This window comes from Marinomonas profundi (genome assembly GCF_020694005.1).
Classification (GTDB): domain Bacteria; phylum Pseudomonadota; class Gammaproteobacteria; order Pseudomonadales; family Marinomonadaceae; genus Marinomonas; species Marinomonas profundi.
Map to the genome: position 1 here is coordinate 52,663 of NZ_CP073013.1, position 25,454 is coordinate 78,116.

A 25,454-nucleotide genomic window follows, 5' to 3' on the forward strand; every position below is an offset into this window, starting at 1 on the left:
CACATAACAAAATACTATGCGCTAGCGACAAATCATCTCAAACAATAGAGAGCACTTTAATCAAAGCCAAATACTTTTAAGAAGCCTAGCTTATCGGCGCGATAAAACTCAATACATTGCCGACAAACACAAACGCTACCTTTTTGCTCAGGTGGAATAAGCGCCACCATGTCGTCAGGCACGATGACATGAAAACACCAACAAGCCTGACTCTCATCAGGTGCACAGTCATCGAGAGCACAACCATTATCCGTCAAACAAAAAGGACACTTCATTTTCACACCCATTTACGTAGTGATAACGCAAAAAAAATCCCCGCCGCAGCAGGGATTTTATAATCAGTCACACTTTAAAATACTAGCTTACCAGCCAGTAATTTCTTTCAGTGCAGTACCGATGTCCGCTAAAGAGCGAACCGTTTTAACACCAGCGTCTTGTAATGCTGCGAATTTCTCGTCAGCTGTACCTTTACCGCCAGAAATGATCGCACCAGCGTGACCCATACGCTTACCAGCAGGTGCCGTAACACCAGCAATGTAAGACACAACAGGTTTCGTCACGTTTGCTTTGATGTAAGCCGCCGCTTCTTCTTCCGCTGTTCCACCAATTTCACCGATCATCACAATCGCTTCTGTTTGTGGATCGTTTTGGAACATTTCCAATACGTCGATGAAGTTAGTACCTGGGATTGGATCACCACCGATACCGACGCAAGTAGATTGACCAAAACCTGCATCCGTCGTTTGCTTAACGGCTTCATACGTCAAGGTACCAGAACGCGATACGATACCGACTTTACCTGGCAAATGGATATGACCAGGCATGATACCGATCTTACACTCACCAGGTGTGATAACACCTGGGCAGTTAGGACCGATTAGACGTACGCCTAGCTCGTCACATTTCACTTTGCAGTCAAGCATGTCAAGTGTTGGCACGCCTTCAGTGATACAAACGATTAGTTTGATACCAGCATTAGCCGCTTCTAGGATAGAGTCTTTAACGAAAGGCGCTGGAACGTAGATCACAGACGCTTCTGCACCTGTTTGTTCTACCGCTTCTTTCACTGTGTTAAAAACGGGTAGGCCTAGGTGAGTTTGACCGCCTTTACCAGGTGTCACACCGCCAACCATTTTCGTTCCGTAAGCAATCGCTTGCTCAGAGTGGAACGTACCTTGTCCGCCAGTGAAACCTTGGCAAATTACTTTCGTATCTTTATTAATTAAAATAGACATTATTACTTGCCCTCCGCAGCTTTAACAACTTGCTCAGCGGCGTCTTTCAAGCTAACTGCAGCAATGATATCTAGACCAGAGTTCGCAAGAACTTCACGGCCTAACTCAGCATTTGTACCTTCAAGACGAACAACAACAGGCACGTTAACACCGACTTGTTCAACCGCACCGATAATACCTTCAGCGATCATATCGCAACGCACGATACCACCGAAGATGTTAACCAATACCGCTTTAACATTGCTGTCAGACAGGATGATTTTGAATGCTTCAGCAACACGTTCTTTTGTTGCACCGCCGCCTACGTCTAGGAAGTTAGCCGGTTTGCCACCGTGTAGGTTAACGATGTCCATTGTGCCCATTGCTAAGCCAGCACCGTTTACCATGCAGCCAACGTTACCGTCTAGCGCTACGTAGTTAAGTTCCCATTTAGCGGCATGTGCTTCACGCTCATCTTCTTGTGATGGATCGTGGAACTCTTGCATTTTCTTCTGACGGTAAACCGCGTTGCTGTCGATGCCAATTTTGCCATCTAGACAATGAAGGTTGCCTTCTTCTGTGATAACAAGAGGGTTGATTTCAAGAAGCGCAAAATCGTAGTCGTGAAACATTTGAGACAAGCCAAGAAACACTTTAGTGAACTGCTTGATTTGCGTTGGGTTAAGACCCAATTTAAAGGCAAGTTCACGTGCTTGGTAAGGCTGAGCACCTACTAGAGGATCAATGATCGCTTTGTGGATAAGCTCTGGAGTCTCTTCAGCAACTTTCTCAATTTCAACGCCGCCTTCTGTAGACGCCATGAAAACAACGCGACGAGTAGAACGGTCAACAACCGCACCTAGGTACAATTCGTTGGCGATGTCAGTGCAGGATTCAACAAGAATCTTAGTAACCGGCTGACCTTTTGCGTCTGTTTGGTAAGTAACAAGGTTTTTACCAATCCAGTTTTGCGTAAACGCAGCCACTTCTTCATAAGAATCAACAAGCTTTACACCGCCCGCTTTACCGCGACCACCAGCGTGAACCTGAGCTTTAACCACCCACTTGTCACCACCAATTTTCTTCGCTGCTTCAACCGCCGCTTCAGGCGTGTCTACTGCGTATCCTGTCGATACTGGCAGGCCATATTCAGCAAAAAGCTGTTTAGCCTGATATTCATGTAAGTTCATTTGATTCTTCCGCTCATCTGAATGGTTGACATAAGCTCTGCCCGTTAAGACAGAAATTGCCGGCTCATGGCCGGCAAATCCAATTTTTATTAACGCTTTTTACGGTTTGCGATATGGATCGCGTGGTTATCTACCGCTAGAGCCGCTTCATGAACTGCTTCACTGACTGTTGGGTGAGCAAACACAGTCAAAGCGATATCTTCCGCGGTAGAACCGAATTCCATTGCAATAACCGCTTGAGCGATCAAATCCGCCGCATGACCACCAATAATATGGCAGCCTAAAATACGGTCCGTTTCTTCACAAGCAATCATTTTAACGAAACCATCAGTGTCATTCGCCGCCATAGCACGGCCAGACGCTGCAAATGGGAATTTACCCACTTTAAACTTAATCCCTTCTGCTTTTAGCTCTTGCTCATTTTTACCAACCCAAGCAAGTTCTGGGTGAGTATAAATAACAGACGGGATGCAGTCATAATTCATTTGTGCTTTATGGCCAGCGATAATATCCGCTACCATAACACCTTCTTCTGAGGCTTTGTGAGCCAACATAGGACCACGAACGATATCGCCAATCGCGTATACGCCCGGAACAGAAGTACGGCATTGTTCGTCTACAAAGACAAAACCACGCTCATCTAGGTTAACGCCAGCATCACCTGCCAAACAGCCATCAGTAAATGGCTTACGGCCAACCGCAACAATCAACTTATCAAAGGTTTGCTTCTGCTCTTCACCTTTTGCATCAAGGTAAGTCACTTCTACTTCTTCACCATTGATTTGGCTGCCAGTAACGCGCGCGCCAAGGCGAATGTCTAGGTGCTGTTTTTTGAAAATCTTCGCCGCTTCTTTAGCAAGATCTTGATCACAGAGACTTAGGAAAGAATCTTGCGCTTCAAGCACCACTACTTCTGAACCAAGACGCGCCCAAACAGAACCAAGCTCTAAACCAATCACACCCGCGCCAATAACGCCAAGGCGTTTTGGTACCGCGCGAAAATCTAATGCGCCTTGGTTGTCCACAATAATGTCGCCCGTACGAGGAGCCGGTGGAATATTCACCGGTACAGAGCCCGTCGCCAAGATAACATTTTCTGTTTCAAGAACCGTCACTGTGCCGTCATGCGCGGTAAATTCTACTTTTTTGTTCGCTAGCACTTTACCGAAGCCTTCAAAGCTCGTCACACCGTTCGCTTTGAAAAGACCCGTGATACCACTTGTCAATTGGTCTACGATTTTATCCTTACGATCAACCATAGTATCAACATTCATAGCAACATCCTTCATGCTAATACCATGGATGCCAAATGTGTCTTTTGCATCATGGTATTTTTGTGAAGAGTCTAACAATGCTTTAGACGGAATACAGCCAACGTTCAAACAAGTCCCACCAAGGCGAGGCTTGTTATCTTTGTCTAACCATTTTTCGATACAGGCTGTTTTCAAACCTAACTGAGCAGCTCGGATAGCGGCAACATAACCACCAGGGCCGCCACCAATTACAACAACATCAAATTTATCAGACATAAGAGGTCCCATTTTTCAGTCAAGCTGAGCAGCACTTAAGAGTGCCACTCAGCATTCAATTCATACAAATTAATTGGTACGAATACTTAGATTTCAAGTAAAAGACGTGCTGGGTCTTCAAGTAGGTCTTTGATCGTTACCAAGAATTGTACGGCTTCTTTGCCGTCAATCATACGGTGATCATAAGACAAGGCCAAATACATCATTGGCTGAATCACCACTTGACCATTAACCGCCATTGGACGCTCTTGGATTTTATGCATACCCAAGATACCCGTTTGCGGTGGATTAATGATTGGCGTAGACAACAAAGAACCAAAAGTACCACCGTTAGTAATGGTAAAAGTACCACCTTGCATGTCGTCCATACCTAGCTTGCCGTCACGACCACGAAGTGCAAAGTCCATGATGGCTGACTCGATGTCCGCAAGGCCCATCGCTTCCGTGTTACGCAATACTGGCACCATCAAACCACGGGCAGTCGAAACCGCCACACCGATATCTTGGTAACCATGGTAAACCATGTCATTGCCATCGATAGAGGCGTTTACCGCTGGGAAGCGCTTAAGTGCTTCCGTCGCGGCTTTCACGAAGAATGACATAAAGCCAAGCTTAGTACCGTTATGCGCCTTAATAAATTCGTCTTTGTATTTCTTACGAAGTTCCATGATTGGACCCATGTTCACTTCATTGTAAGTGGTCAACAGAGCCGCTGTTTGCTGAGCTTCAACCAAACGTTTTGCGATAGTCGCGCGAAGACGCGTCATTGGAACACGTTTTTCGATGCGACCTTCAGCGCCTAATGCCGCCATTGGCGCTGCTGCTGCTTTAGGAGCAGGTGCAGAAGCCGCTTTGGCTGGTGCTGCAGCGGCAGGAGCCGATGATTTTGCTTTAACCGCCGCGTCAACGTCTTCTTTAGTAATACGACCGCCCTTACCGGTGCCTTTAACTTGAGCAACCGTTAGACCCGCTTCAGAAAGCGCTTTACGAGCAGCAGGACCTGCAACACCATCTTCATCGCCACCAGCAGTAGAAGCCGCCGCTGCCTGAGCAGGTGCCGCTTCAGCGCCAGATGCGCCAACCAAGAAGTTAGCAAGTACTTCATCACTAAGAACGGTATCACCTTCATTTTTCAAGATATCACCAATCACACCATCAGCAGGTGCAACCACTTCTAGGACCACTTTATCGGTTTCGATATCAACAATATGGTCATCACGCAAACAGGCTTCACCTGGTTGTTTGTACCAAGTTGCAACCGTACCGTCTGCAACAGACTCCGGAAAAGTCGGCGCCTTGATCTGAACGCTTTCTTTTGCAGCAGCAGCGGGTGCCGCAGCTTTCGCCGCTGGAGCCGGTGCTTTATCAGCCGCTGGAGCCGACGCTTTATCAGTCGCTGACGCGACAGCACCAGATTCAAAAACAGCCAATACTTCATCGCTCAATACGATATCGCCTTCCGCTTTTAAAATTTCTTTTAATACACCATCAGCAGGCGCAACCACTTCTAAGACAACTTTATCTGTCTCGATGTCGACAATATGCTCATCGCGTGCACAGGCTTCGCCTGGCTGCTTATACCAAGTAGCAACGGTGCCGTCGGCTACGGATTCTGGAAAAGTAGGTGCTTTAATTTCAATGCTCATTTTATACCCTTATCTCTCTGACAGGCTATGGTACTAACCAACTAGTGCGTCGTTGACCAGCGCTTCTTGTTCTTCAACATGGATAGACATGTAACCAGCCGCTGGTGCAGCAGACGAAATTCGACCTGCAAAGCGGATTTTCAATTCTGGGTACAGTTTTTCCAATACTCGGTTCATCCGGTGACGGTTAGCATGCCAAGCGCCTTGGTTTTTCGGCTCTTCTTGACACCAAACCAAACTCTCAACATGTTTGTACTGCTCCAACACAGACTCAAGGTCAGCGTATGGGAACGGATACAATTGCTCCAAACGAATCACCGCAACATCGTCTTTTTGCAGTTCTTCACGACGGTTAATCAAGTCGTAATACACTTTACCGCTACACAGAACAAGGCGTTTCACCTTGTCTGCGGTAACTGTTTCGACAGATTCTGGCAATACCGTTTTGAAGCTTCCTTCCGCCAAATCTTCTAATGTCGAAATTGCTTGCTTATGACGCAACAAGCTCTTAGGTGACATGATGATAAGCGGACGACGCATAGGTCGAATCGCTTGACGACGAATAATATGGAAAATTTGCGACGGCGTTGTCGGAACACAGACCTGAATATTAAATTCAGCACAAAGCTGCAAGAAGCGCTCTAGTCGTGCTGATGAATGCTCAGGACCTTGACCTTCATAACCATGTGGCAACAACATAGTCAAACCACATAAGCGGCCCCATTTGTGCTCACCACTGGTGATAAATTGGTCAATAACAACCTGCGCACCGTTAGCGAAGTCACCAAATTGCGCCTCCCAAATGACCAAGCCCTTAGGTGAGGTACTCGCATAGCCATACTCAAACGCTAATACCGCTTCCTCTGAAAGGTAAGAGTCGTACAGATCCAGAGTTGGCTGGTCTTCAGACAAATGTTTCAGCGGAATATAAGTACTGCCATCTTTTTGACTGTGAATGACCGCATGTCGATGAGAGAAGGTACCACGACCAGAATCCTGACCCGTAATACGAATCGGGTAGTCTTGCTCCAACAAGGTGGCAAATGCCAACGTTTCGGCGTAGCCCCAGTTTAGAGGTAACGCGCCCGCTGTCATTTTGTCACGATCCTGATAAATCTTCTGAACCTGACGCTGAACCACTATGCCATCTGGAATGCTGGTTAGCTTTTTAGCCACTTCCTGCAATTTAGACAAAGGATAGGTGGTATCACCCGCGTCCGTCCATTCGACGCCCAAATAGGGCTTCCAATCAACAAACGATCCCGTTTGAGATTCGAGCACCAGACTTTTCGCAACATGACGAGCATTATCTAAATCTTCACGATTTTCACTGACCATTTGGTCTGATTTTTCTTGCGTGACAACCGATTCCGCCACTAAGCGCTCTGAATAAAGAGTACGCGTCGTTTTCAGATTATTAATGATGCTATACATCAACGGCTGAGTACCAGAAGGCTCGTCTGTTTCATTGTGTCCACGGCGACGATAACAAACCATGTCAATCACAACATCACGGCCAAACTCGTAACGGTAATCCAGTGCCAACTGAGTAACGAACAGTACCGCTTCTGGATCATCACCATTAACGTGGAAAATAGGCGCTTGAATGATTTTAGCAACATCCGTTGCGTACTCAGTAGAACGCGAATCTTCTTGGCGGTTAGTGGTAAAGCCCACTTGGTTATTGATGACGATATGAACCGTACCACCAGTGCGGTAGGCACGAGTCTGAGACATCTGGAATGTCTCCATTACCACGCCTTGACCTGCAAAAGCAGCATCACCATGAATCGAGATAGGTACGACGGTTTTCCCCGTTGTGTCCTGACGACGATCCTGACGAGCACGAACCGAACCTTCAACAACCGGAGAAACGATCTCCAAATGCGATGGGTTAAAAGACAGAGCAATATGAACTTCTCCGCCAGCCGTCATCACATTGGAAGAAAAACCTTGGTGATACTTAACGTCACCGGAGGTATTGACGAGTTTTTTACCTTCAAATTCGTCAAACAAATCTTTCGGGTTTTTTCCTAGCGTATTGACCAATACGTTAAGACGACCACGGTGAGCCATGCCAATCACAACTTCTTTCGCACCCAGTGCGCCAGAACGTTGAATCAACTCATTCACCATCGGAATTAAGCTCTCGGCACCTTCAAGACCAAAGCGCTTCGCACCAGGGTAACGGCTTGCTAAATATTTTTCCAAGCCTTCTGCTGCAGTCAAACGCTCTAGTAAACTTTCGCGAGTTTCTTGAGAGTATTCTGGATGAGAACGAACAGACTCGACACGCTGCTGAAGCCATGCTTTCTCTTGCGTATCAACAATGTGCATAAACTCATAACCAATGCTGCCGCAATAGGTTTTGTCAAGTTCAGCAACGATTTCACTTAACTTTAATGCGTCTTTGTTAAAAAACAAAGAACCGACATTGAATGTCGTATCTAAATCCGCACCCGTTAAATGATGATAACCAATATCAAGGTCGGCGACTTTCTCACGCTTTTGCAATCCAAGCGGGTCAAGTGTTGCATGTTGATGCCCACGCACACGATAGGCATTAATTAATTGCAAAACATTGATCTGTTTCTGTTCATGGTCAGAACCGACAACCGGACCTGAAGACACAGGCAAGGAGCGGAATTTATTCTTACCTATTTCGAGAAACTGCTCTTGAATCACAGAATGAGGAAGATCCGTTGATTGCGCTTCGCTTACACGAGGCAATTGATCAAAACATTTACGCCACTCTTCCGACACTGAGTTCGGGTCGACGAGGTAGCTTTCAAACAACCCTTCAACATATTCCAGGTTTCCACCTGAAAAGTGAGAGGTGCTCCACAGCAACTCCATTAAACTTTCGTGCATTCTCGATCACCCTTATGTTCGAGCCAGCTACCGGGGTCCCGGTATCAATCTATAGTAAGACCGATCATTTTATCAGGCCCGTAAGGCTATTAAAGCCTCGATTTTTTGTTTATTTCCAGCTACTTTCGCCCTTTCACGTTCAATACTAAGTCACTAAATATGCTTTATTTAAGCAATAAAACACACTGAATCCATAATCACAATGTTAGTCACTTTTCTTAGCACATCCCTGTTCGTGAAGATCGAATTTTAAATTCTTTTCATTGCATCCTCTAGATTAGAATATGCAAAAACGGCGGCATTGAATCACATTCAAGCCGCCTTTTTCTCGTGGTCACATTAAAACAGCACAAAAGACCACTTTAGGCATTGTTAGGTCGCTCTCTGCAAAAGCATCGTACGAATATTACCAATGGCCTTAGTCGGATTTAACCCTTTAGGACAAACATTTACACAGTTCATGATACCGTGGCAACGGAACACACTGAACGGATCATCTAAATCACTTAGACGCTCTTGTGTGGCTGTATCTCGGCTGTCTGCTAAAAAGCGATAAGCCTGCAATAAGCCAGATGGCCCAACAAACTTATCTGGGTTCCACCAGAAAGACGGGCAAGCCGTTGAACAGCAAGCACACAAGATACATTCATAAAGGCCGTCAAGCTTTTCACGCTCTTCAGGGCTTTGCAAGCGTTCAATGGCTGGTGCCGGTGTATCATTAAGCAAATAAGGACGAATTTTTTCGTACTGCTTATAGAATTGCCCCATATCCACCACAAGGTCACGAACCACAGGCAAACCAGGCAGTGGACGCAATACCAACTTACCTTTTTTAACCGCTTCAGAAACCGGTGTAATACACGCCAAACCATTCTTACCAGACATATTCATACCATCGGAACCACACACGCCTTCACGGCATGAGCGACGGTACGAAATACTAGGGTCTTGAGCCTTCAATAAGTTCAACACATCAAGCACCATCAAGTCTTTACCTTCTGGCAACTCAATTTCATAATCCTGCATGTAAGGAGCGTCGTCCTTCTCAGGATTGTAGCGATAAATACTAACCAACATTGACATAACTCCTTAGTATGAACGAATCTTAGGTGGGAAAGCTTCCATTGTTTTTGGCGCAAAGTTTACATCACGCTTGGTCACTCTCTTATCCGCTGGGTGGAACAAAGAATGTTTCAACCAGTTTTCATCGTCACGTTCAGTAAAGTCATTACGGGCGTGAGCACCACGACTTTCTTTGCGGAATTCAGCCGGAATGGCTGTCGCTTCAGCAACCTCTAATAGATTCTCAAGCTCAAGTGCTTCGATACGAGCCGTGTTAAACGCCTGACTCTTATCTTCAAGATGCAAGTTCTCAACGCGAGCACGAATATCTTTCAGCTGCGCCAAACCTTTTTGCATTGCCTCGCCATCGCGGAACACACCAAAGTAAAGCTGCATAACACGCTGTAGATCAGCACGGACAGCAGCCACACTCTCACCACCTGTCGTGTTATTAAGGCGATTCAAACGCAACAGCGCCTTCTCAACATTGGTGTCATCGGCATCCAATGACTCAAAACCTTCATCCAATGATTTTTTAACTTGCAAACCAACGGCACGACCAAACACAACCAAGTCAAGCAATGAGTTACCACCAAGGCGGTTAGCTCCGTGTACAGACACACAAGCCGCTTCGCCACAGGCATACAAGCCATCGATAACGCTGTCTTCACCCGCTGTGTTTTGCTTAAGCGCTTGACCACCAATATTGGTTGGAATGCCGCCCATCATATAATGACAAGTTGGCACAACCGGAATCGGCTCTTTTACTGGGTCAACGTGTGCAAAAGTACGTGAAAGCTCAAGAATACCAGGCAGACGCTTGTTTAACGTCTCTTCACCCAAGTGATCCAATTTAAGCAATACGTGGTCGCCATCAGGGCCACAACCGCGACCTTCCAATATCTCAAGAACCATTGAACGAGCAACCACGTCACGACCCGCAAGGTCTTTCGCGTTAGGGGCATAACGCTCCATAAAGCGCTCGCCGTCTTTGTTTATCAGATAACCACCTTCACCACGACAACCTTCCGTTACGAGCGTACCCGCACCGTAGATACCCGTTGGGTGAAATTGCCACATTTCCATATCTTGCATCGGAAAACCAGCGCGCAACGCCATACCAACACCGTCGCCAGTATTGATGTGAGCATTGGTAGTTGATTGGAAAATACGACCTGCGCCACCCGTAGCAATCACGGTTGCCTTAGCTTTAAGGTAAACTGTTTCACCGCTTTCGATACAGATTGCGATAACACCCACCACCGCATCTTCATTGTTCTTCACCAGATCCGTTGCGTACCACTCATTAAAGAAAGTGGTGCCGCCTTTAAGGTTACCTTGATAAAGCGTGTGTAGCAGAGCGTGACCTGTTCGGTCAGCTGCGGCACAAGTACGAGCGGCCTGACCACCTTTACCAAAGTCTTTAGACTGTCCACCAAATGGACGCTGGTAAATACGGCCCTGCTCGGTACGAGAAAACGGCAAGCCCATATGCTCAAGTTCAAAAACGGCTTGAGGGCCAACAGAACACATGTATTCAATCGCGTCTTGGTCACCAATATAATCCGACCCTTTAACCGTGTCGTACATGTGCCAGCGCCAATCATCATTTGGATCATCACTTGCAATAGCGCAAGTAATACCGCCTTGAGCAGACACAGTGTGAGAACGGGTCGGAAATACTTTCGTAACACATGCAGTATTCAAACCAGACTCAGTCAACTGAAGCGCAGCACGCATACCAGCGCCACCACCACCGATAACAATGGCATCAAAAGAAATCGTACGGATATTTGCCATTACTTATAGCCCCCAAAGAACCTGAACACCCCACACGATGTAAATAAACATTACAAGGCCGCATAGAGATTGAAAGAAGAAACGTGCACCGGTGGCTTTAATATAGTCAGTAGAAATAGACCACAAGCCAATCCAAGAATGCATACCGATAGACAGAAGCACCATCAAGCTAAAGATGCGCATCCATGTTGCTTCAAATAAAGCGCTCCACTGATCGTATGTAAGATCAGGATTGAGTAGCAAGTAACCGATAATAAAAACCGTGTATAAAGACAAGACAACAGCAGAAACTCGCTGCATCATCCAGTCATAAAGGCCTGAGCGCCCAAAACTTGTAATCTGAGTTACCATATCCATACTCCTGCTAACACGATAAGAACAACCGCAATGACGATATTTGCAATGGCTGCATTACGCCCACTTTCTAATTCTTCAAAGCACCCCATATCCATAAACAAATGCTTAACACCCGCTACGAAATGGTACATCAAAGCAGAAACCACACCCCAAATAACAAACTTCACTAAAAAGTTCGTTTGCAATGCGTTAACGACTTGATCAAAACCTTCTTGCGACTCTAAAGAAAGGTCAAAGGCATAAAACAAGAAAGCCAATCCTACAAAAAGGATAATTCCTGTTATGCGGTGAAGGATAGATACAATTGCTGTGACGGGCATCGATATTGTTGAAATATCAAGGTTGACTGGTCTTTTTTTATTCACGACTTTTTACACCACTTTGTTGATTGAATGGTCAATCACGACCCAATGTCTATACGTGCTACATTTGCTGTTAGATTAAGAAAACATAGTGACGTCATAGGCCTACTTTGAAAATCTCATCGATTTGCAAACAAATGTTTAAAAGCGGCTCTCTTTTATCCATTAGCATCAACAAATCAATGAAATCGTCTGAGGCGCAATTATAGACCAGCGAAAAATACTAAGACAAATAGACTAGACAAGAGGTTTTCAATGGTCACCATTCATCAAATGAATGTAGCCATAAGCCGAAACAATAATGGTATAAAATTACATAAAAATAAACCCGAAAAAACCTTATAAAACACAGTAAATTCATAAACTTAAAGAATTAAATCGATTACCTTGACTTTACACAAGACCCGCGTTTTGTCAGATAATTACAAAATAACACAGCGCATTGTAAATGATGTGCAAACGAACAAGATTGACTTTTATACTCTAGAGACAGTATTTTTTCCGCACCTTCTGGGCCAGGAGAGTCAATCTACGACTTCTTTGCCCCGGACCAGAATACGAAGGAGACCATAAATGGCTGATAAAAAAGCGCTACTCACAGTGGATGGGATCGATAAAACCATCGAACTTCCCGTTCTTTCAGGTACCTTAGGCACCGACGTTATCGACGTTCGTGGTTTAGGTGCTAACGGTGTATTCACCTATGACCCAGGATTTATGTCTACCGGCTCTTGTGAATCCGCTATTACTTATATAGATGGGGACGCAGGAATCCTTCTGCACAGGGGCTACCCTATTGCCCAGCTGGCAGAGCATTCAGACTACTTAGAAACCTGCTACCTGTTGCTCTATGGGGAACTTCCCGATAAAACGCAAAAAGCAGAATTTGAAGAAACGGTTGGCAAACACACCATGGTGAACCAATCGATGCACAAATTCATCGAAGGCTTTCGCAATGATGCCCACCCAATGGCCATCATGTGTGGTTTAGTGGGTGCCTTGTCGGCTTTTTACCAAGACCACATGGACATTAACAATCCTAAGCATCGTGAAATTGCAGCTTTTCGCTTGATTTCAAAAATGCCAACCTTGGCTTCGATTTGCTACAAGTACTCTAAAGATCAGCCTGTTATGTACCCACGTAACGACTTATCTTATGCGGAAAACTTTCTTTACATGATGTTTGCAACACCTTGTGAAGACTACGTTGTTAACCCTGTTTTCGCCAAAGCAATGGATAGAATCTTTATCCTTCACGCCGATCACGAGCAAAACGCCTCAACGTCTACCGTGCGCTTAGCTGGCTCTTCTGGCGCCAACCCGTTTGCCTGTATTGCAGCGGGGATTGCAACACTTTGGGGGCCTGCTCACGGTGGTGCCAACGAAGCGGTACTAACCATGCTTGAAGAAATTGGCGACGTCGAAAATATCGACGAATACATTGCAAAAGCAAAAGACAAAAACGATCCATTTAGATTGATGGGCTTTGGTCACCGAGTGTATAAAAACTTTGACCCTCGCGCTAAAGTAATGCGTGAAACCTGTGATCAAGTATTGGCAGAACTGGGCCAATCAGATGACCCATTGTTAAAAATTGCCAAACGTCTTGAGCAAATCGCCTTAGAAGACCCTTACTTCGTCGAGCGCAAGCTTTATCCGAACGTAGACTTCTACTCTGGCATTATCATGAAAGCAATTGGTATTCCAACCAGTATGTTCACGGTGATTTTCGCCATGGCTCGTACCAGTGGTTGGATTTCCCATTGGAACGAAATGATCAGTGGACCTTATAAAATTGGCCGTCCTCGTCAGCTTTATGTGGGCAAACCTGAGCGCGATTACCCAAGCAAAAAGTAATTCAAAAGCGTTAATAAAAAACCGCGCCAATTGGCGCGGTTTTTTTATGGAGCAAAACAAGTCGACACTAAAGCACTACTCATCTTCCTCAACGATTTCCGTAATAGTGACCTGCCCACACTTCACACAGTTTCCTTCTATCCAAACGCCATCTTTGCTCTCAAACTCTTTAGGATTCGTCATTCCTAAGTCCACTTCCATACAGTGATTACACCAAGTTTGAGATAAAAAATCGTTTTGTTCCTCGATAGATCGAGCAAAAAAGTCACGCGTGACGGCATTGTCATTTAATAAATCTGGCATTTAGTTCACCCCACTATATTGATAAGATGCCACCCGATTCGCGTCAGGATCTAGAGCATTTAATGGCGCATCAATCAGCAGACGACTGAGGGAAATACTGTTAAATAACTTTTGCTTATCACCATCAATCTCAACAGAAAACTCTATTTTGTCGCCTTCAACGCGAACCAAGATCACATCTCGTACCACGCTAATGCTTTCCAAATAAGACTGCACTTTATTCATGATGTCATACGCTGTCACGCCCACAATTTGCAAGCTCAATTGGCTTGATGAATTGCGGTTGCGTACAGAAGCATATCTAGACGAAAAAACGCTCGCTAGGTTCGCGCTCGCTTGATCAATCACGCCATCCAGCGTGTCTGCGTTTAGCGTAAATTGCTCTGTCTCACCCTCTTTGAGCAACACCAACAAACGCCCCTCTAGGTGACCGGCGTAATTACTTATGCTCAATGCAGCAACAGAATCGGTCTGATAACGTTTACTGGCATTCGCAATACGATCTTCAAAAAAGCCCCACACTTCAGAGGCGGTAATCGCACTTTTATCAACACTGTCTAGCAATGGCGCGTATATGGGCACCCCTGCTTGATTTGCAGACAAAGCAAATTTATTCAACACCTCAGACGTCTCTCGTGAGCCAGATAAACTCCTGACACCATTGTTTTCATTCACCAACCAAACCAACACCGAAGGCCGGTTATCCCCCCATACAGGCAAGTTCTGTTGAGACAAAAACAAATCAATCGATGCCTGATAAAAGCTCACCCGAACCTGTCTACCAGGAACCAGACCGTTACTAGAGGGGATTAACTCACTAAGTGATGCAACGGAATGTTGAGCAACCCAATTAGGCGACTGTTTTTTGGCCTGCTCTACAAGGTCACCCGATATCGCCGCTTTATTGCCCGACACTTTAATCAGAACCTCTTCAGCGGCCAAACCAAATGCCTCATTCAACATCTGCGACTCAGATGATGTGACTGGCAGGTTAATTTCTGCACTATAAAGCCCCTTGACCGGAACCGCATTGGCGACAGAAACACAAAAAACACTAATAAGTAGTAAAAATATACGAGAATTCATAGCCCTTCCTTCGTTTATTTGCCTATTCTACTGCCTTAATTGCAAAGAACCATAGCCCTAATGCGTCACTATGCTAAAATGCCTTTTTTTCCCTCGTACCATCAAAAGGCATAGGCAATGACCAAGTCGGATAAACCATCGATTAGTTATAAAGACGCAGGCGTAGATATCAACGCAGGCAATCAACTTGTTGAACGCATCAAAGGCGTAAGCAAAAAAACTCGTCGCCCTGAAGTAATGGGTGGTCTGGGTGGATTTGGCGCGTTGACACGCCTTCCAACAAAATACAAAAACCCCATTCTTGTTTCCGGCACAGACGGTGTTGGCACCAAGCTTCGCCTAGCGATGGACCTTAACCAACACGACACCATTGGCATTGACCTCGTCGCTATGTGCGTCAATGATTTGGTCGTTGCGGGCGCAGAACCGCTACTTTTCCTTGATTACTATGCGACGGGCAAACTGGATATTGATGTGGCGGCCAATGTTGTCACAGGCATAGGTGAAGGCTGCCTACAAGCAGGCTGCGCACTGGTTGGCGGAGAAACCGCCGAAATGCCAGGCATGTACCATGATGGTGACTATGACCTAGCGGGTTTTTGCGTTGGCGTCGTAGAAGAAGAAAACATTATTGACGGCAGCAACGTAAAAGCGGGCGACATCTTAATTGCACTAGGCTCATCAGGCCCTCATTCCAATGGTTACTCCCTGATTCGTAAAATCCTTGAAGTCAGCAAAGCCGATTTGAATCAAGACATCGACGGTGTTGCGCTAAAAGACGCATTAATGGAACCGACTCGTATTTACGTTAAACCCATTCTTAAACTGATGGAAACAATTTCTGTCAATGCCTTGGCTCATATTACGGGTGGCGGCTTGCTTGAGAACATTCCTCGTGTGCTTCCTGAAAGCGCCGCCGCACGCATTGATGCGACAAGCTGGAAACGCCCCGCTGTGTTTGATTGGTTGCAAGAACAAGGAAACGTTGAGCAAGAAGAAATGTACCGTGTATTAAACTGCGGTGTGGGTATGGTACTTTCTATTGATGCAGAAAAAGCAGATGACGCCCTCGCTATTCTAAAAGCCGAAGGTGAAAATGCTTGGATTATCGGTGATGTTTGCCCACGCAATGGCGGAAAAGAGGTATTAATCTCTGATCTAGAGGCGCAGGCATGAGTTTTCCGATCGTTGTCTTAATTTCTGGCAGCGGCAGCAACTTGCAAGCTTTGATTGACCAAAGCTTGCAAGGACAACTCGACATTAACATCTGCGCGGTTATCAGCAACAAAGCCGACGTTTATGGACTAGAACGCGCCAAGGTAGCGGGTATACCAACGCACACCCTTAACCATAAGTCGTTTGATAGTCGCGAAGCATTTGATAACGAGCTACAAAAGCTGATTGATCAATATCAACCCAAGCTCGTCGTGCTTGCTGGGTTTATGCGTATTCTGACCGACACTTTTGCGCAACATTACGAAGGTAGAATGTTAAATATTCATCCTTCATTACTGCCAAAGTACAAAGGCTTGAATACGCATCAGCGTGCTATTGATGCGAACGAAAAAGAACATGGCGTGTCTGTGCATTTCGTTAGTCCAGAGCTGGATGCGGGAGCCGTAATACTGCAAGCCAGTACCGCCATAACAAAAGAAGACACAGCAGAATCCTTGGCGAATAAAGTTCACGCTTTAGAGCATGTCATCTATCCTCTGGCCATTAAATGGTTCAGTGAAGATAGGTTAACATTCCATCACGGCAAGGCGTTTTTTGAGCAAAGTGAACTCGCTGAAAGCGGAATTCTTTATAGCAAAGCACTAACTTGATGTAGGAGAAAGTATGAGAGCTGGTAAAATCCAAAAGCGTTTAATGGCTGTTTTTGTGGTGATTTTTATAAGTACTCCCATGCTTTCTTTTTCTTCCAGCGCACCACAAGACACCTTCTTGCAACCTTACTCTGCGGTTTACAGCACGGTGTGGAAAAAAGGCATCCGTTTAAAAGTCGAAGGCAAACAGACTCTTTCAAAACAAGACAACAATCTTTGGAAGTTTGTTTTTTCGGCTGATAGCATGATTGCCTCTCTGAGCGAATCCTCTATTTTCCATGTCGAAAACCATCAAATCATCCCTTCTCGATACGAATATAAAAGCACCGTTCTCGGCAAAAAAAGAGCCGCCACACTCACCTTCGACTGGGATAAAAATCTGGTCCGTAATGATATAAAAGACAAGCCTTGGAATCTTACTATTAATCCAACGACATTGGACAAACTGTCGATTCAGCTGCAAATAAGACAAGATCTAAAACTGGGCAAGAATAAATTTGACTATCAAATTGCCGATGGCGGGTATGTTAAAAACTGGCAGTTCAAACGCGAAAAAATGGAAACCATTAACACCAAGCTGGGCCGAGTTTCCGCGATCAAAATCATTCGTACGGACAATTTAGAGAAAGACAAAAAAACCTCATTTTGGTTTGTACCAAAATATGATTATCTACTGGTCAAACTTGAACACAAAGAAGACGGAGAGTCTTACCAGCTTGATATTGAATCAATGACGCAAAGTTAACTCACAAAATAATCACTTTAGCTGTTTGCTTGTATTGACATTCAACAACGCAGCGTCATCCTCCCAAATCACCGATTGACAACCAAAAGCCTCATAAAAAGCCATAACACTGCAGCCTTGCTCTTTATCAAAAAAGTGCTTGAGCGCCGCCAATGCAGACGCTGTTGGTAATATCGCATGCAAGGGATGAATACCCGAAGCGGCGCTTAAATAATGAATTGTTTCCGGACGTGATTGACTGGCCTGTTTCAGCCTTGCAAAAGCCTCGCTGCTAATACGCGGCGTATCGCAAGGCGACACCAACAAGTGAGACGTTTTTGCAAAGGCCAAACAAGTAAATAACCCAGACAATGGCCCTTTTCCTTGATAATCCAGACCATCAAGGATCACTTCGTAGCCAAATTCGGCATAGTGCTCAAGATTTCGATTGGCATTAATAAACACCTCATCAACGACACCGCGCAAGGCAGAGCTTATCCACAGCACCATGGGCTTGTCCTGATACAACAGCAGCCCTTTATCTTGCCCTAACATACGCTCAGCCTTACCGCCGGCCAAAATCGCAGCAGATAACGATGTAAATATCATTGAAACCTCATTGATACAATACGTTTAAGCAACAGAATCAAAATAGGCCCTGTCGCGCTTGGCCCAAATATCATCCGCCAGAACAAGACAGTCCTCATGAGAGGCGACACCATAAAGCAGTCCAGCAACCGAGGCAATGGTTTGTCGCACCGCTTGCTCACCAAATTGATCAAGCTGATCGCCACGCCAATGATCCGTCAAACGCGACAAATCTAAATTGTCTTTGAGGCGTTTATGCTCTTTTTCCGCCTTGGGCCAATCAGACCAGCTCGCCATGCCGTGCTGCCATTTACCCAAGGTGACATCTCGCTCTGGGTTCACTTCTGCCTCGCCATTACCACCCCGAAACACCAACACAGACGCATCGCCTAATTGTTCACAAGCCGCCAGGTGCAACTGATCATAACCACGATGAAACACACCGTGCACACTGTGATCCGCAAAAAAAGGATTCATCATACGCACCACAGTATTCACCGGCGAACGCAACCCCAATACATATTTAAGGTTCATCATGCCCCCCAGCATAGGGTCTACTTTTGCCAGAGGCAAATAGGCAAAATTCGTTGTTTCGAGCGCGCGTTTTACGTCTTCTCTCGATTGACAAACGGCCAAGCCCAACTGACTGATCGCATGCTCCACATACCATCTATTTTCCCCTTCAAAGGTATGCCCGTGCATGACAATCTTCACGCCGGTGTTGCTCAATGCCAACGCCGCGAGTAAAAACCAAGGCAATTCATTGCGCTTACCCGCATAAGCAGGCCAATCCAAATCGACTTTTATGCCCAGTGGCTGTTTTTTTGACAAATACGCCCTAGTCGCTTTGGTAAAACCCACCGTTTCCTCTACCGTCTCTTCTCGTATGCGAATCAGCATCCAGAAAGCCCCCGATTGCTCTGGCGCTACCTTGCCAGCCAACATCAAGCTCATCGCATGTTCCGCTTCTGTTACGGTTAAACTGCGCGCGCCTTTTTTGCCTCGCCCTAAGATTTTCACATAATTCGTGAAGTCATTACTCATGCAAATCATCATGCCGATAACTCCGTTGCTGTAGGGATAAAACGTTTTAATTCAGGCAGGCAAGAACCACAATTGGTGCCACATTTTAATTGTGTCCCCAAGGTCTCAAGAGAGCAGGCTCCGTCTGCGACGGCTTTTTCTATTTGCCAACTGCCGACTTGATAACAAGAGCAGATAATGTCACCTTTTTCTTCCACATTAGCAGGCGCTCCAACTAGCATGGCGATTCTATCTTGAGTTGACAAAGGCTCTGCACTGGCTAATGTTGACACCAACCAATCAGCAACAATAGCCTCAGGCTGCGGGTGTAAATACACCAGCAACACAAGCCGTCGCTGAACAATCTGCGCCAGCCGAAGCTGCTGCGTCACCGGGTTGGCATACTCTAACCACTCGGCTTGTTCCACTCCTTTTAATCTTTTATTCAATGCCTTCAAGGCCATTTGAGTCTGCCCTTGTGGCCATACGACTTCGTAATGAAAACCCTGCTCAGATGGCACGAGGCACCAATAAAGACAATCAGATAAGGTCAGCTCTGTGGTGGAAACCACCATGCCGTAACAGATATCAGTCACCGCTTCGAGCTGCACTGGCGTATGTTTAGACTCTGGCTGCCCTGACAAAGGATCCACTACTTGAGGAATCAAATTCGACACCACCGAGGCATTGGCAAATTGTTGCGTCCAGTGAATGGGCGCAAATACATTCGTTGGCGCAACAGCACGACTCAACTTGGCTTTTAACAAAACCTCACCATAGGGCGACGTAAGGCGCACCAAGGTTTTGTCTTTGATACCAAGGCGTTTTGCATCTTTAGGATGAATTTCCACATAAGGTTGCGCAGTATGTTTAGCCAATGACGCTGCATCACCGGTTCTCGTCATGGTGTGCCACTGATCACGCACACGCCCGGTATTTAACATGAAAGGCCACTCTTGTGAGGTGGCGTTTTTGGGTAAAGCTGGCGTAATGGGCACAAATCGCGCTCGTCCGTCAGGGGTAAAAAAACGCCCCTCTTCGAACATCCGCTTGGTGCCTTCTGGTCGGCCCTTTGGCACAGGCCATTGCACGGGTGTCAAAGCGTCGTATTCAGCCTTGGTTATTTGGCTAAAATGACCAATATCAAAATCACGTTTGCCATTGTTTTCAAATGCCGACAGCGCCGCATGTTCAGCAAAGATTTCATGGACATTTCGATACGAAAAAGCCGATTGATAGCCAAGCCTTTTTGCCACCTCACAGATTGCCCACCAATCATGTTTGGCATCACCCGGCGCAGGTAGCAAGCCTCGTTGGCGCGAGATGCGTCGTTCCGAATTCGTCACCGTGCCGTCTTTTTCACTCCAACCTGTGGCGGGAAATAACACATCTGCCATCACGGTTGTGTCGGTATGGGCCTTGCAATCACTGACAATCACCAGCTCACACTTTTCCAGCGCGCGCCGGACTTGCGCCGTGTCCGGTAAACTCACCATGGGATTAGTCGACATAATCCACACCACTTTGACCTTGCCTTCCTCCATCGCCTGAAATAAATCAACGGCTTTCAAGCCATTTTCTGTCGCCATATTTGGCGCTTGCCAGAAACGCTGCACCAATTCCTGCGCACCCGGTGTAGCAAAGTCCATGTGCGCCGCTAATTGATTAGCCAAGCCCCCCACTTCTCGCCCGCCCATGGCATTGGGTTGACCCGTAATCGAAAACGGCCCGGCGCCTTCCTTGCCAATACGACCCGTGGCCAAATGACAGTTAATAATCGCGTTGCATTTGTCGACGCCAGACGAAGACTGATTCACGCCTTGAGAATAAAAAGTTACTGTGTTCGGCGTATCGCACCACCAGCGGGCTAAGCTGGCTAGATCTTGCTCACTGACACCACAAAACGCCGCCGTGGCAGACAAGGTCGGCGTCGACTCATGCGCTTGCGCCAAAGCGTCAGCAAAACCATTGGTATGATGCGCAATAAAATCACCATCCAAAATATCGGCTTGCGACGAATACTGCAGCAGAAACGAAAAGATCGCCGCGTCACTGCCCGGTTTAATCGCCAAGTGCAAATCTGCAATATCACAGGTTGCGGTTTCTCGTGGGTCAATCACCACAATTTTCATCGCGGGTCGCTGTTTTTTTGCCGCTGCAATGCGCTGATACAAAATAGGATGCGTCCACGCGGCGTTTGATCCGACCATAATCAACAAGTCGCAGCGCTCTAAATCTTCATAGTTGCAAGGCACGGTATCTGAGCCAAACGCACGTTTGTAACCCACCACCGCAGACGCCATGCACAAACGAGAATTGGTATCCACATTGGCGGTGCCAATAAAGCCTTTGGCGAGTTTATTGGCCACATAATAATCTTCGGTAAGAATCTGCCCAGAAAGGTAAAAAGCAAAGGCATTAGGACCATGCTCTTTAATGACTTGAGAAATTTTCGCGCTCACTGTCTCAATGGCGGACGCCCAAACAACGGGCTGACCATTGACCCTAGGCGTTAGCAAACGATCATCCGACTGGATCGTTTGCGCCAAGCTACTGCCTTTGACACATAAGCGACCAAAATTCGCTGGGTGATCCAGATCGCCAGAAACCGGCGGCAGCGCATCCATAGATGCACTAGGAAGAGATAGATTCACGCCACAGCCAACCCCACAATATGGACAGGTCGTTTTTACGCTGGTTGCTGTCGTGCTTGTTACCGTCATAGACCCTCCTCACACTTTTCGCATTTTTAAGCAAAAAAAAGCCCAATCACTTTTCTGAAAAAGTCATTGGGCCTCGTTGCCTTTTGTCATATCTGTATGCTTTATGGGTAAACCATCGTCGGTTTACGGCGCATCAGTTACCTGTAACAAAGCAATAAGTAAGCCAAAATCAAAAAAATCACGATTAAGCGCGCATTTCTTATTATTCATGGCGCTGATGATCAAACAGTCCGGTAAATCATCCTAATGCACGTCGAGAAAGCCCTCAAACAGTGCAAATCACCCACAAAATGCACTGTTATCCACGGCAATTAAGGTGCTTTGGCTAAGGTGTTGTGATTAATGCAGCGCGATATACACCGCGTCACCCTCTAGTTTCGCTTCCCAATAAGGCACCTTAACCTCTTCTTCAAGGCATTGACCCGATGCCAGCACAAAGTGCTGTTTATACAAAGGACTGGCGACAACCCATTCATTTTTCAGGTGCGCCACCAAGCCTCTAGACAAAACATTGGCTTTTCCGACGGGATCCCAGTTGCCAATCGCATACACTTTTTTCTCAGACTCCGGTACATAAAAAAGCGCCACTTGTTCACCATTTACCATGGCAGCAACGCCAGCACCTGACACTAAATCACTTTGCTTACACACCATTTTCCACTGTATCGTCATCGTATTAGCCCACCTTCGCAATGAGTTGCTGCTTTTCTACATCCGTCGCTGGACGCATTTGATTACGCTCTTCAACAAACACTACATTGTTATCACTTCCCTCATAGTTGACAAATTGACGGAAGGTTTTAAGCGCATCGGGGTCTTCTAAGGTGGTTTTCCATTCGCACTGAAAGGTCTCAACAACATGCTGCATGCTCGCTTCAAGCTCAGCGCACAACCCCAGTTTGTCGTTAATTACCACGTCTTTAAGATAATCCAAGCCCCCTTCTAAGCCATCCATCCAAACGGAAGTTCGTTGCAATCGATCGGCGGTTTTAGTGTAAAACATCAATACGCGATCGATGTATTTGACCAGCGTTTCGTCATCCAAGTCTTTGGCAAACAAATCACCATGGCGCGGCTTCATGCCACCATTGCCACAAACATATAAGTTCCAACCGCCCTCAGTGGCAATCACGCCAATGTCTTTGCTTTGTGCTTCGGCGCACTCCCTTGTGCAACCCGACACCGCGAATTTGATTTTATGGGGCGAGCGCAACCCCTTATAACGATTTTCTAGATCAATCGCCATCTTCATGCTGTCATTAACGCCATAACGACACCAAGTGCTGCCGACACAGGATTTTACTGTCCGGAGCGACTTACCATAGGCTTGACCCGTTTCAAAGCCTGCAGCAATTAACTTTTGCCAAATTTCTGGCAATTGTGACAAGGTTGCTCCAAACAAATCGATACGCTGGCCGCCTGTTACCTTGGTATACAAACCGTATTCCTTTGCCACTTTACCCAACACGATCAATCTATCCGGGGTAATTTCGCCCCCCGGAATACGCGGTACAATGGAGTAAGTGCCGTCTTTTTGCATATTGGCCAAGAAACGATCATTGGTGTCTTGCAAGCTAATGTGCTCTTTTTTCAGCACATAGTCATTCCATACGCTCGCTAAAATAGAGCCCACTGCTGGCTTGCAAATCTCACAACCATGACCCTTACCGTATTTTTGTAATAACGTAGCAAAGCTTTTAATGCCTTCTACTTTAATCAGGTTATATAAGTCTTGGCGTGTATAAGCAAAATGCTCACAAATGTCCGTGCTAACCTCAACACCCAATGCCAGCAGCTCGTTATCAACGACTTTTTTCAATAATGCCGCGCAACCGCCACAGCCAGTCGCCGCTTTCGTCACGCCTTTCACATCCCCTACTGACAAAGCACCATTGCAAACCGCGTCACTGATATCTTGCTTAGACACGTTATGACAACTACAGATCGAGGCTGTCGCAGGCAAGGCATCCACACCTAATCCAACGGGTGCGCCGTCCATGGCCGGTAAAATAAGCGCTTGCGCTTGTGCGGGTAGATCAATCCCATTGAGATAATATTGCAGCAAGGTGTCGTAATAACTGTTGTCACCAACCAAAACAGCACCCAATAGTTTCTTACCGTCTTCCGAGACCACCATTTTGCGGTAGCTTTGGCTGATTTCATCTTGATACACAAAGACTTTACAGCCTTGGGATTGCGCATGTGCATCGCCAACCGAGCCTACGTCACAGCCCAGTAACTTTAGCTTGGTGCTCATGTCTGCGCCCGTAAAGGTCACACCAACCTGCCCTAAAAAATCAGCCAGTAAATGCCCTGCAGCCGATTTTGCCATGGCGTAACCCGGTGCCACCAAACCAAAAATACGATTATTCCAAAGGGCACATTCGCCAATCGCATAAATACTTTCATCACTGGTTTGACAATGATTGTTGACGCTAATCCCGCCCCGCTCCCCCACGGTTAGCCCTGACTGATGCGCCAAGGCGTCTTGTGGTCGAATACCAGCAGAGAATAAAATCAGATCCGTTTCAAGATGAGAGCCATCCGCAAAGTTCATTCGATGAAAGGCACTTTCCCCCTCCACAATGTCTTTGGTTGCCGTGTCGGTATACACCTTCACACCTAAACCTTCGATCATTTCTTTCAGCACAGCACCGCCTTTTTCATCAAGCTGAACCGGCATTAAACGTGGTGCAAACTCCACCACGCTGGTTTCCAATCCGAGATTTTTTAGTGCATTCGCGGCTTCTAAGCCCAGCAAACCACCGCCAACCACCGTGCCTCGTGTCACTTGTTGCGCACAAGCTCGAATCGCATCCAAATCATCAAGGGTACGATACACAAAGGTGTTCTCGCGTTGATGCCCCGGAATGGGTGGCACAAAAGGATAAGAACCCGTCGCTAAAACAAGCTTGTCATAAGGCAAGCGCTTGCCATTTTGCAGTAATAATTGCTGAGCATCCCGATCAATCTCGGTCACCAAACTGTTGGTAAAGTAGCGCACGCCATGGCGGTCGTATAAAGAGCCATCGGTCATGGCCAAATCGGCCGCGCCCTTTCCGGTGAAATATTCACTTAGATGCACACGGTCATAGGCCAAATACGGCTCTTCCCCAAACACAGTAATATGAAAGGCTTCATGGCCACCTTGGGCAATAATTTGCTCAATAAAATGGTGGCCGACCATGCCATTGCCAATGACAACGAGATGCGGTTTTGTGGTAAGAAAAGACACGGTTGACGTCATTGTATTCCCCTTGCGGTAACCCTTGTTTAAGTAACATGCCTAACGG

21 protein-coding genes are annotated in these 25,454 nt (G+C 46.3%); 4 read left to right on the forward strand and 17 right to left on the reverse strand.

Annotated features, from left to right (window positions below; genetic code table 11):
- Positions 1 to 56: 56 nt before the first annotated feature.
- The 10 genes from J8N69_RS00265 to sdhC form a co-directional block, all read right to left on the reverse strand.
- On the reverse strand, positions 57 to 275 hold the full coding sequence (locus tag J8N69_RS00265; protein ID WP_168822132.1) for a cysteine-rich CWC family protein: 219 nt from the start codon (positions 273 to 275) through the stop codon (positions 57 to 59).
- 87 nt (positions 276 to 362) lie between these two features.
- On the reverse strand, positions 363 to 1,235 hold the full coding sequence (gene sucD / locus J8N69_RS00270) for a succinate--CoA ligase subunit alpha (protein ID WP_168822131.1): 873 nt from the start codon (positions 1,233 to 1,235) through the stop codon (positions 363 to 365).
- A gap of 2 nt (positions 1,236 to 1,237) precedes the next feature.
- Complete coding sequence (gene sucC / locus J8N69_RS00275) at positions 1,238 to 2,404, reverse strand: ADP-forming succinate--CoA ligase subunit beta (RefSeq protein ID WP_168822130.1); 1,167 nt, start codon at positions 2,402 to 2,404, stop codon at positions 1,238 to 1,240.
- Positions 2,405 to 2,493: 89 nt separating this feature from the next.
- Positions 2,494 to 3,933 (reverse strand): dihydrolipoyl dehydrogenase, encoded by a 1,440-nt coding sequence (lpdA, locus tag J8N69_RS00280; protein ID WP_168822129.1) that lies wholly within the window; start codon positions 3,931 to 3,933, stop codon positions 2,494 to 2,496.
- A gap of 86 nt (positions 3,934 to 4,019) precedes the next feature.
- Positions 4,020 to 5,579, reverse strand: coding sequence for a 2-oxoglutarate dehydrogenase complex dihydrolipoyllysine-residue succinyltransferase (odhB, locus tag J8N69_RS00285; protein ID WP_168822128.1), 1,560 nt, complete (start codon positions 5,577 to 5,579; stop codon positions 4,020 to 4,022).
- A 33-nt stretch (positions 5,580 to 5,612) separates the two neighbouring features.
- Positions 5,613 to 8,450 (reverse strand): 2-oxoglutarate dehydrogenase E1 component, encoded by a 2,838-nt coding sequence (locus J8N69_RS00290; protein ID WP_168822127.1) that lies wholly within the window; start codon positions 8,448 to 8,450, stop codon positions 5,613 to 5,615.
- Between the two features lie 372 nt (positions 8,451 to 8,822).
- Positions 8,823 to 9,527, reverse strand: coding sequence for a succinate dehydrogenase iron-sulfur subunit (locus J8N69_RS00295; RefSeq protein ID WP_168822126.1), 705 nt, complete (start codon positions 9,525 to 9,527; stop codon positions 8,823 to 8,825).
- A 12-nt stretch (positions 9,528 to 9,539) separates the two neighbouring features.
- Positions 9,540 to 11,312, reverse strand: a complete 1,773-nt coding sequence (sdhA, locus tag J8N69_RS00300) for a succinate dehydrogenase flavoprotein subunit (RefSeq protein ID WP_168822125.1) — start codon at positions 11,310 to 11,312, stop codon at positions 9,540 to 9,542.
- Between the two features lie 3 nt (positions 11,313 to 11,315).
- Positions 11,316 to 11,663: a succinate dehydrogenase, hydrophobic membrane anchor protein gene (sdhD, locus tag J8N69_RS00305; protein WP_111606188.1), complete on the reverse strand. Its 348-nt coding sequence runs from the start codon at positions 11,661 to 11,663 to the stop codon at positions 11,316 to 11,318.
- A complete protein-coding gene (gene sdhC, locus J8N69_RS00310; protein WP_168822124.1) occupies positions 11,657 to 12,034 on the reverse strand; it encodes a succinate dehydrogenase, cytochrome b556 subunit in 378 nt (125 codons plus the stop codon). Before sdhC ends, sdhD begins: the two co-directional genes overlap by 7 nt.
- Positions 12,035 to 12,604: 570 nt before the next feature.
- Here sdhC and gltA point away from each other — a divergent pair.
- Positions 12,605 to 13,888 carry a citrate synthase gene (gltA, locus tag J8N69_RS00315; protein ID WP_168822123.1) on the forward strand — a complete coding sequence of 428 codons (1,284 nt, stop codon included), beginning with the start codon at positions 12,605 to 12,607 and terminating at the stop codon, positions 13,886 to 13,888.
- Between the two features lie 75 nt (positions 13,889 to 13,963).
- On the opposite strand, the gene J8N69_RS00320 is transcribed toward gltA, so the two are convergent.
- Together J8N69_RS00320 and J8N69_RS00325 are read right to left on the reverse strand one after the other, a co-directional pair.
- Positions 13,964 to 14,191 carry a hypothetical protein gene (locus J8N69_RS00320; RefSeq protein ID WP_168822122.1) on the reverse strand — a complete coding sequence of 76 codons (228 nt, stop codon included), beginning with the start codon at positions 14,189 to 14,191 and terminating at the stop codon, positions 13,964 to 13,966.
- Positions 14,192 to 15,277, reverse strand: coding sequence for a DUF2066 domain-containing protein (locus J8N69_RS00325; protein WP_168822121.1), 1,086 nt, complete (start codon positions 15,275 to 15,277; stop codon positions 14,192 to 14,194). It lies immediately after the preceding gene.
- 117 nt (positions 15,278 to 15,394) lie between these two features.
- Between J8N69_RS00325 and purM the strand changes: the two genes are divergently transcribed.
- Genes purM through J8N69_RS00340 form a run of 3 tightly spaced genes read left to right on the forward strand, consistent with a single transcriptional unit; the run spans position 15,395 to position 17,848 of the window.
- Positions 15,395 to 16,453 (forward strand): phosphoribosylformylglycinamidine cyclo-ligase, encoded by a 1,059-nt coding sequence (purM, locus tag J8N69_RS00330; protein ID WP_168822120.1) that lies wholly within the window; start codon positions 15,395 to 15,397, stop codon positions 16,451 to 16,453.
- Positions 16,450 to 17,103 (forward strand): phosphoribosylglycinamide formyltransferase, encoded by a 654-nt coding sequence (gene purN / locus J8N69_RS00335; RefSeq protein ID WP_168822119.1) that lies wholly within the window; start codon positions 16,450 to 16,452, stop codon positions 17,101 to 17,103. Before purM ends, purN begins: the two co-directional genes overlap by 4 nt.
- 13 nt (positions 17,104 to 17,116) lie before the next feature.
- On the forward strand, positions 17,117 to 17,848 hold the full coding sequence (locus tag J8N69_RS00340; RefSeq protein WP_168822118.1) for a DUF3108 domain-containing protein: 732 nt from the start codon (positions 17,117 to 17,119) through the stop codon (positions 17,846 to 17,848).
- 12 nt (positions 17,849 to 17,860) lie between these two features.
- On the opposite strand, the gene mobA is transcribed toward J8N69_RS00340, so the two are convergent.
- The 5 genes from mobA to nirB all read right to left on the reverse strand — a co-directional run bounded on the left by mobA (position 17,861) and on the right by nirB (position 25,408).
- Entirely contained in the window at positions 17,861 to 18,436 is a 576-nt protein-coding gene (gene mobA, locus J8N69_RS00345) for a molybdenum cofactor guanylyltransferase (protein ID WP_168822117.1), read from the reverse strand.
- 24 nt (positions 18,437 to 18,460) lie between these two features.
- Complete coding sequence (locus J8N69_RS00350) at positions 18,461 to 19,471, reverse strand: glycosyl transferase family protein (RefSeq protein WP_227803924.1); 1,011 nt, start codon at positions 19,469 to 19,471, stop codon at positions 18,461 to 18,463.
- Positions 19,468 to 22,161: a nitrate reductase gene (locus tag J8N69_RS00355; RefSeq protein WP_168822115.1), complete on the reverse strand. Its 2,694-nt coding sequence runs from the start codon at positions 22,159 to 22,161 to the stop codon at positions 19,468 to 19,470. Before J8N69_RS00355 ends, J8N69_RS00350 begins: the two co-directional genes overlap by 4 nt.
- Before the next feature lie 339 nt (positions 22,162 to 22,500).
- Positions 22,501 to 22,833, reverse strand: coding sequence for a nitrite reductase small subunit NirD (gene nirD / locus J8N69_RS00360; RefSeq protein ID WP_168822114.1), 333 nt, complete (start codon positions 22,831 to 22,833; stop codon positions 22,501 to 22,503).
- A 4-nt stretch (positions 22,834 to 22,837) separates the two neighbouring features.
- Positions 22,838 to 25,408, reverse strand: coding sequence for a nitrite reductase large subunit NirB (gene nirB, locus J8N69_RS00365; RefSeq protein WP_168822113.1), 2,571 nt, complete (start codon positions 25,406 to 25,408; stop codon positions 22,838 to 22,840).
- Between the last annotated feature and the right edge of the window lie 46 nt (positions 25,409 to 25,454).

Coding starts and splice junctions, on each gene's coding strand:
- purN (WP_168822119.1), top strand. CDS start 16,450: ATGAGTTTTCCGATCGTTGTCTTAATTTCTGGCAGCGGCAGCAACTTG.
- sucD (WP_168822131.1), bottom strand. CDS start 1,235: ATGTCTATTTTAATTAATAAAGATACGAAAGTAATTTGCCAAGGTTTC.
- sucC (WP_168822130.1), bottom strand. CDS start 2,404: ATGAACTTACATGAATATCAGGCTAAACAGCTTTTTGCTGAATATGGC.
- J8N69_RS00290 (WP_168822127.1), bottom strand. CDS start 8,450: ATGCACGAAAGTTTAATGGAGTTGCTGTGGAGCACCTCTCACTTTTCA.
- lpdA (WP_168822129.1), bottom strand. CDS start 3,933: ATGTCTGATAAATTTGATGTTGTTGTAATTGGTGGCGGCCCTGGTGGT.
- J8N69_RS00295 (WP_168822126.1), bottom strand. CDS start 9,527: ATGTTGGTTAGTATTTATCGCTACAATCCTGAGAAGGACGACGCTCCT.
- J8N69_RS00265 (WP_168822132.1), bottom strand. CDS start 275: ATGAAGTGTCCTTTTTGTTTGACGGATAATGGTTGTGCTCTCGATGAC.
- mobA (WP_168822117.1), bottom strand. CDS start 18,436: ATGATATTTACATCGTTATCTGCTGCGATTTTGGCCGGCGGTAAGGCT.
- J8N69_RS00325 (WP_168822121.1), bottom strand. CDS start 15,277: ATGAATTCTCGTATATTTTTACTACTTATTAGTGTTTTTTGTGTTTCT.
- J8N69_RS00350 (WP_227803924.1), bottom strand. CDS start 19,471: ATGATGATTTGCATGAGTAATGACTTCACGAATTATGTGAAAATCTTA.
- gltA (WP_168822123.1), top strand. CDS start 12,605: ATGGCTGATAAAAAAGCGCTACTCACAGTGGATGGGATCGATAAAACC.
- nirB (WP_168822113.1), bottom strand. CDS start 25,408: ATGACGTCAACCGTGTCTTTTCTTACCACAAAACCGCATCTCGTTGTC.
- J8N69_RS00355 (WP_168822115.1), bottom strand. CDS start 22,161: ATGACGGTAACAAGCACGACAGCAACCAGCGTAAAAACGACCTGTCCA.
- sdhD (WP_111606188.1), bottom strand. CDS start 11,663: ATGGTAACTCAGATTACAAGTTTTGGGCGCTCAGGCCTTTATGACTGG.
- J8N69_RS00320 (WP_168822122.1), bottom strand. CDS start 14,191: ATGCCAGATTTATTAAATGACAATGCCGTCACGCGTGACTTTTTTGCT.
- nirD (WP_168822114.1), bottom strand. CDS start 22,833: ATGACGATACAGTGGAAAATGGTGTGTAAGCAAAGTGATTTAGTGTCA.
- J8N69_RS00340 (WP_168822118.1), top strand. CDS start 17,117: ATGAGAGCTGGTAAAATCCAAAAGCGTTTAATGGCTGTTTTTGTGGTG.
- purM (WP_168822120.1), top strand. CDS start 15,395: ATGACCAAGTCGGATAAACCATCGATTAGTTATAAAGACGCAGGCGTA.
- sdhA (WP_168822125.1), bottom strand. CDS start 11,312: ATGGCAAATATCCGTACGATTTCTTTTGATGCCATTGTTATCGGTGGT.
- odhB (WP_168822128.1), bottom strand. CDS start 5,579: ATGAGCATTGAAATTAAAGCACCTACTTTTCCAGAATCCGTAGCCGAC.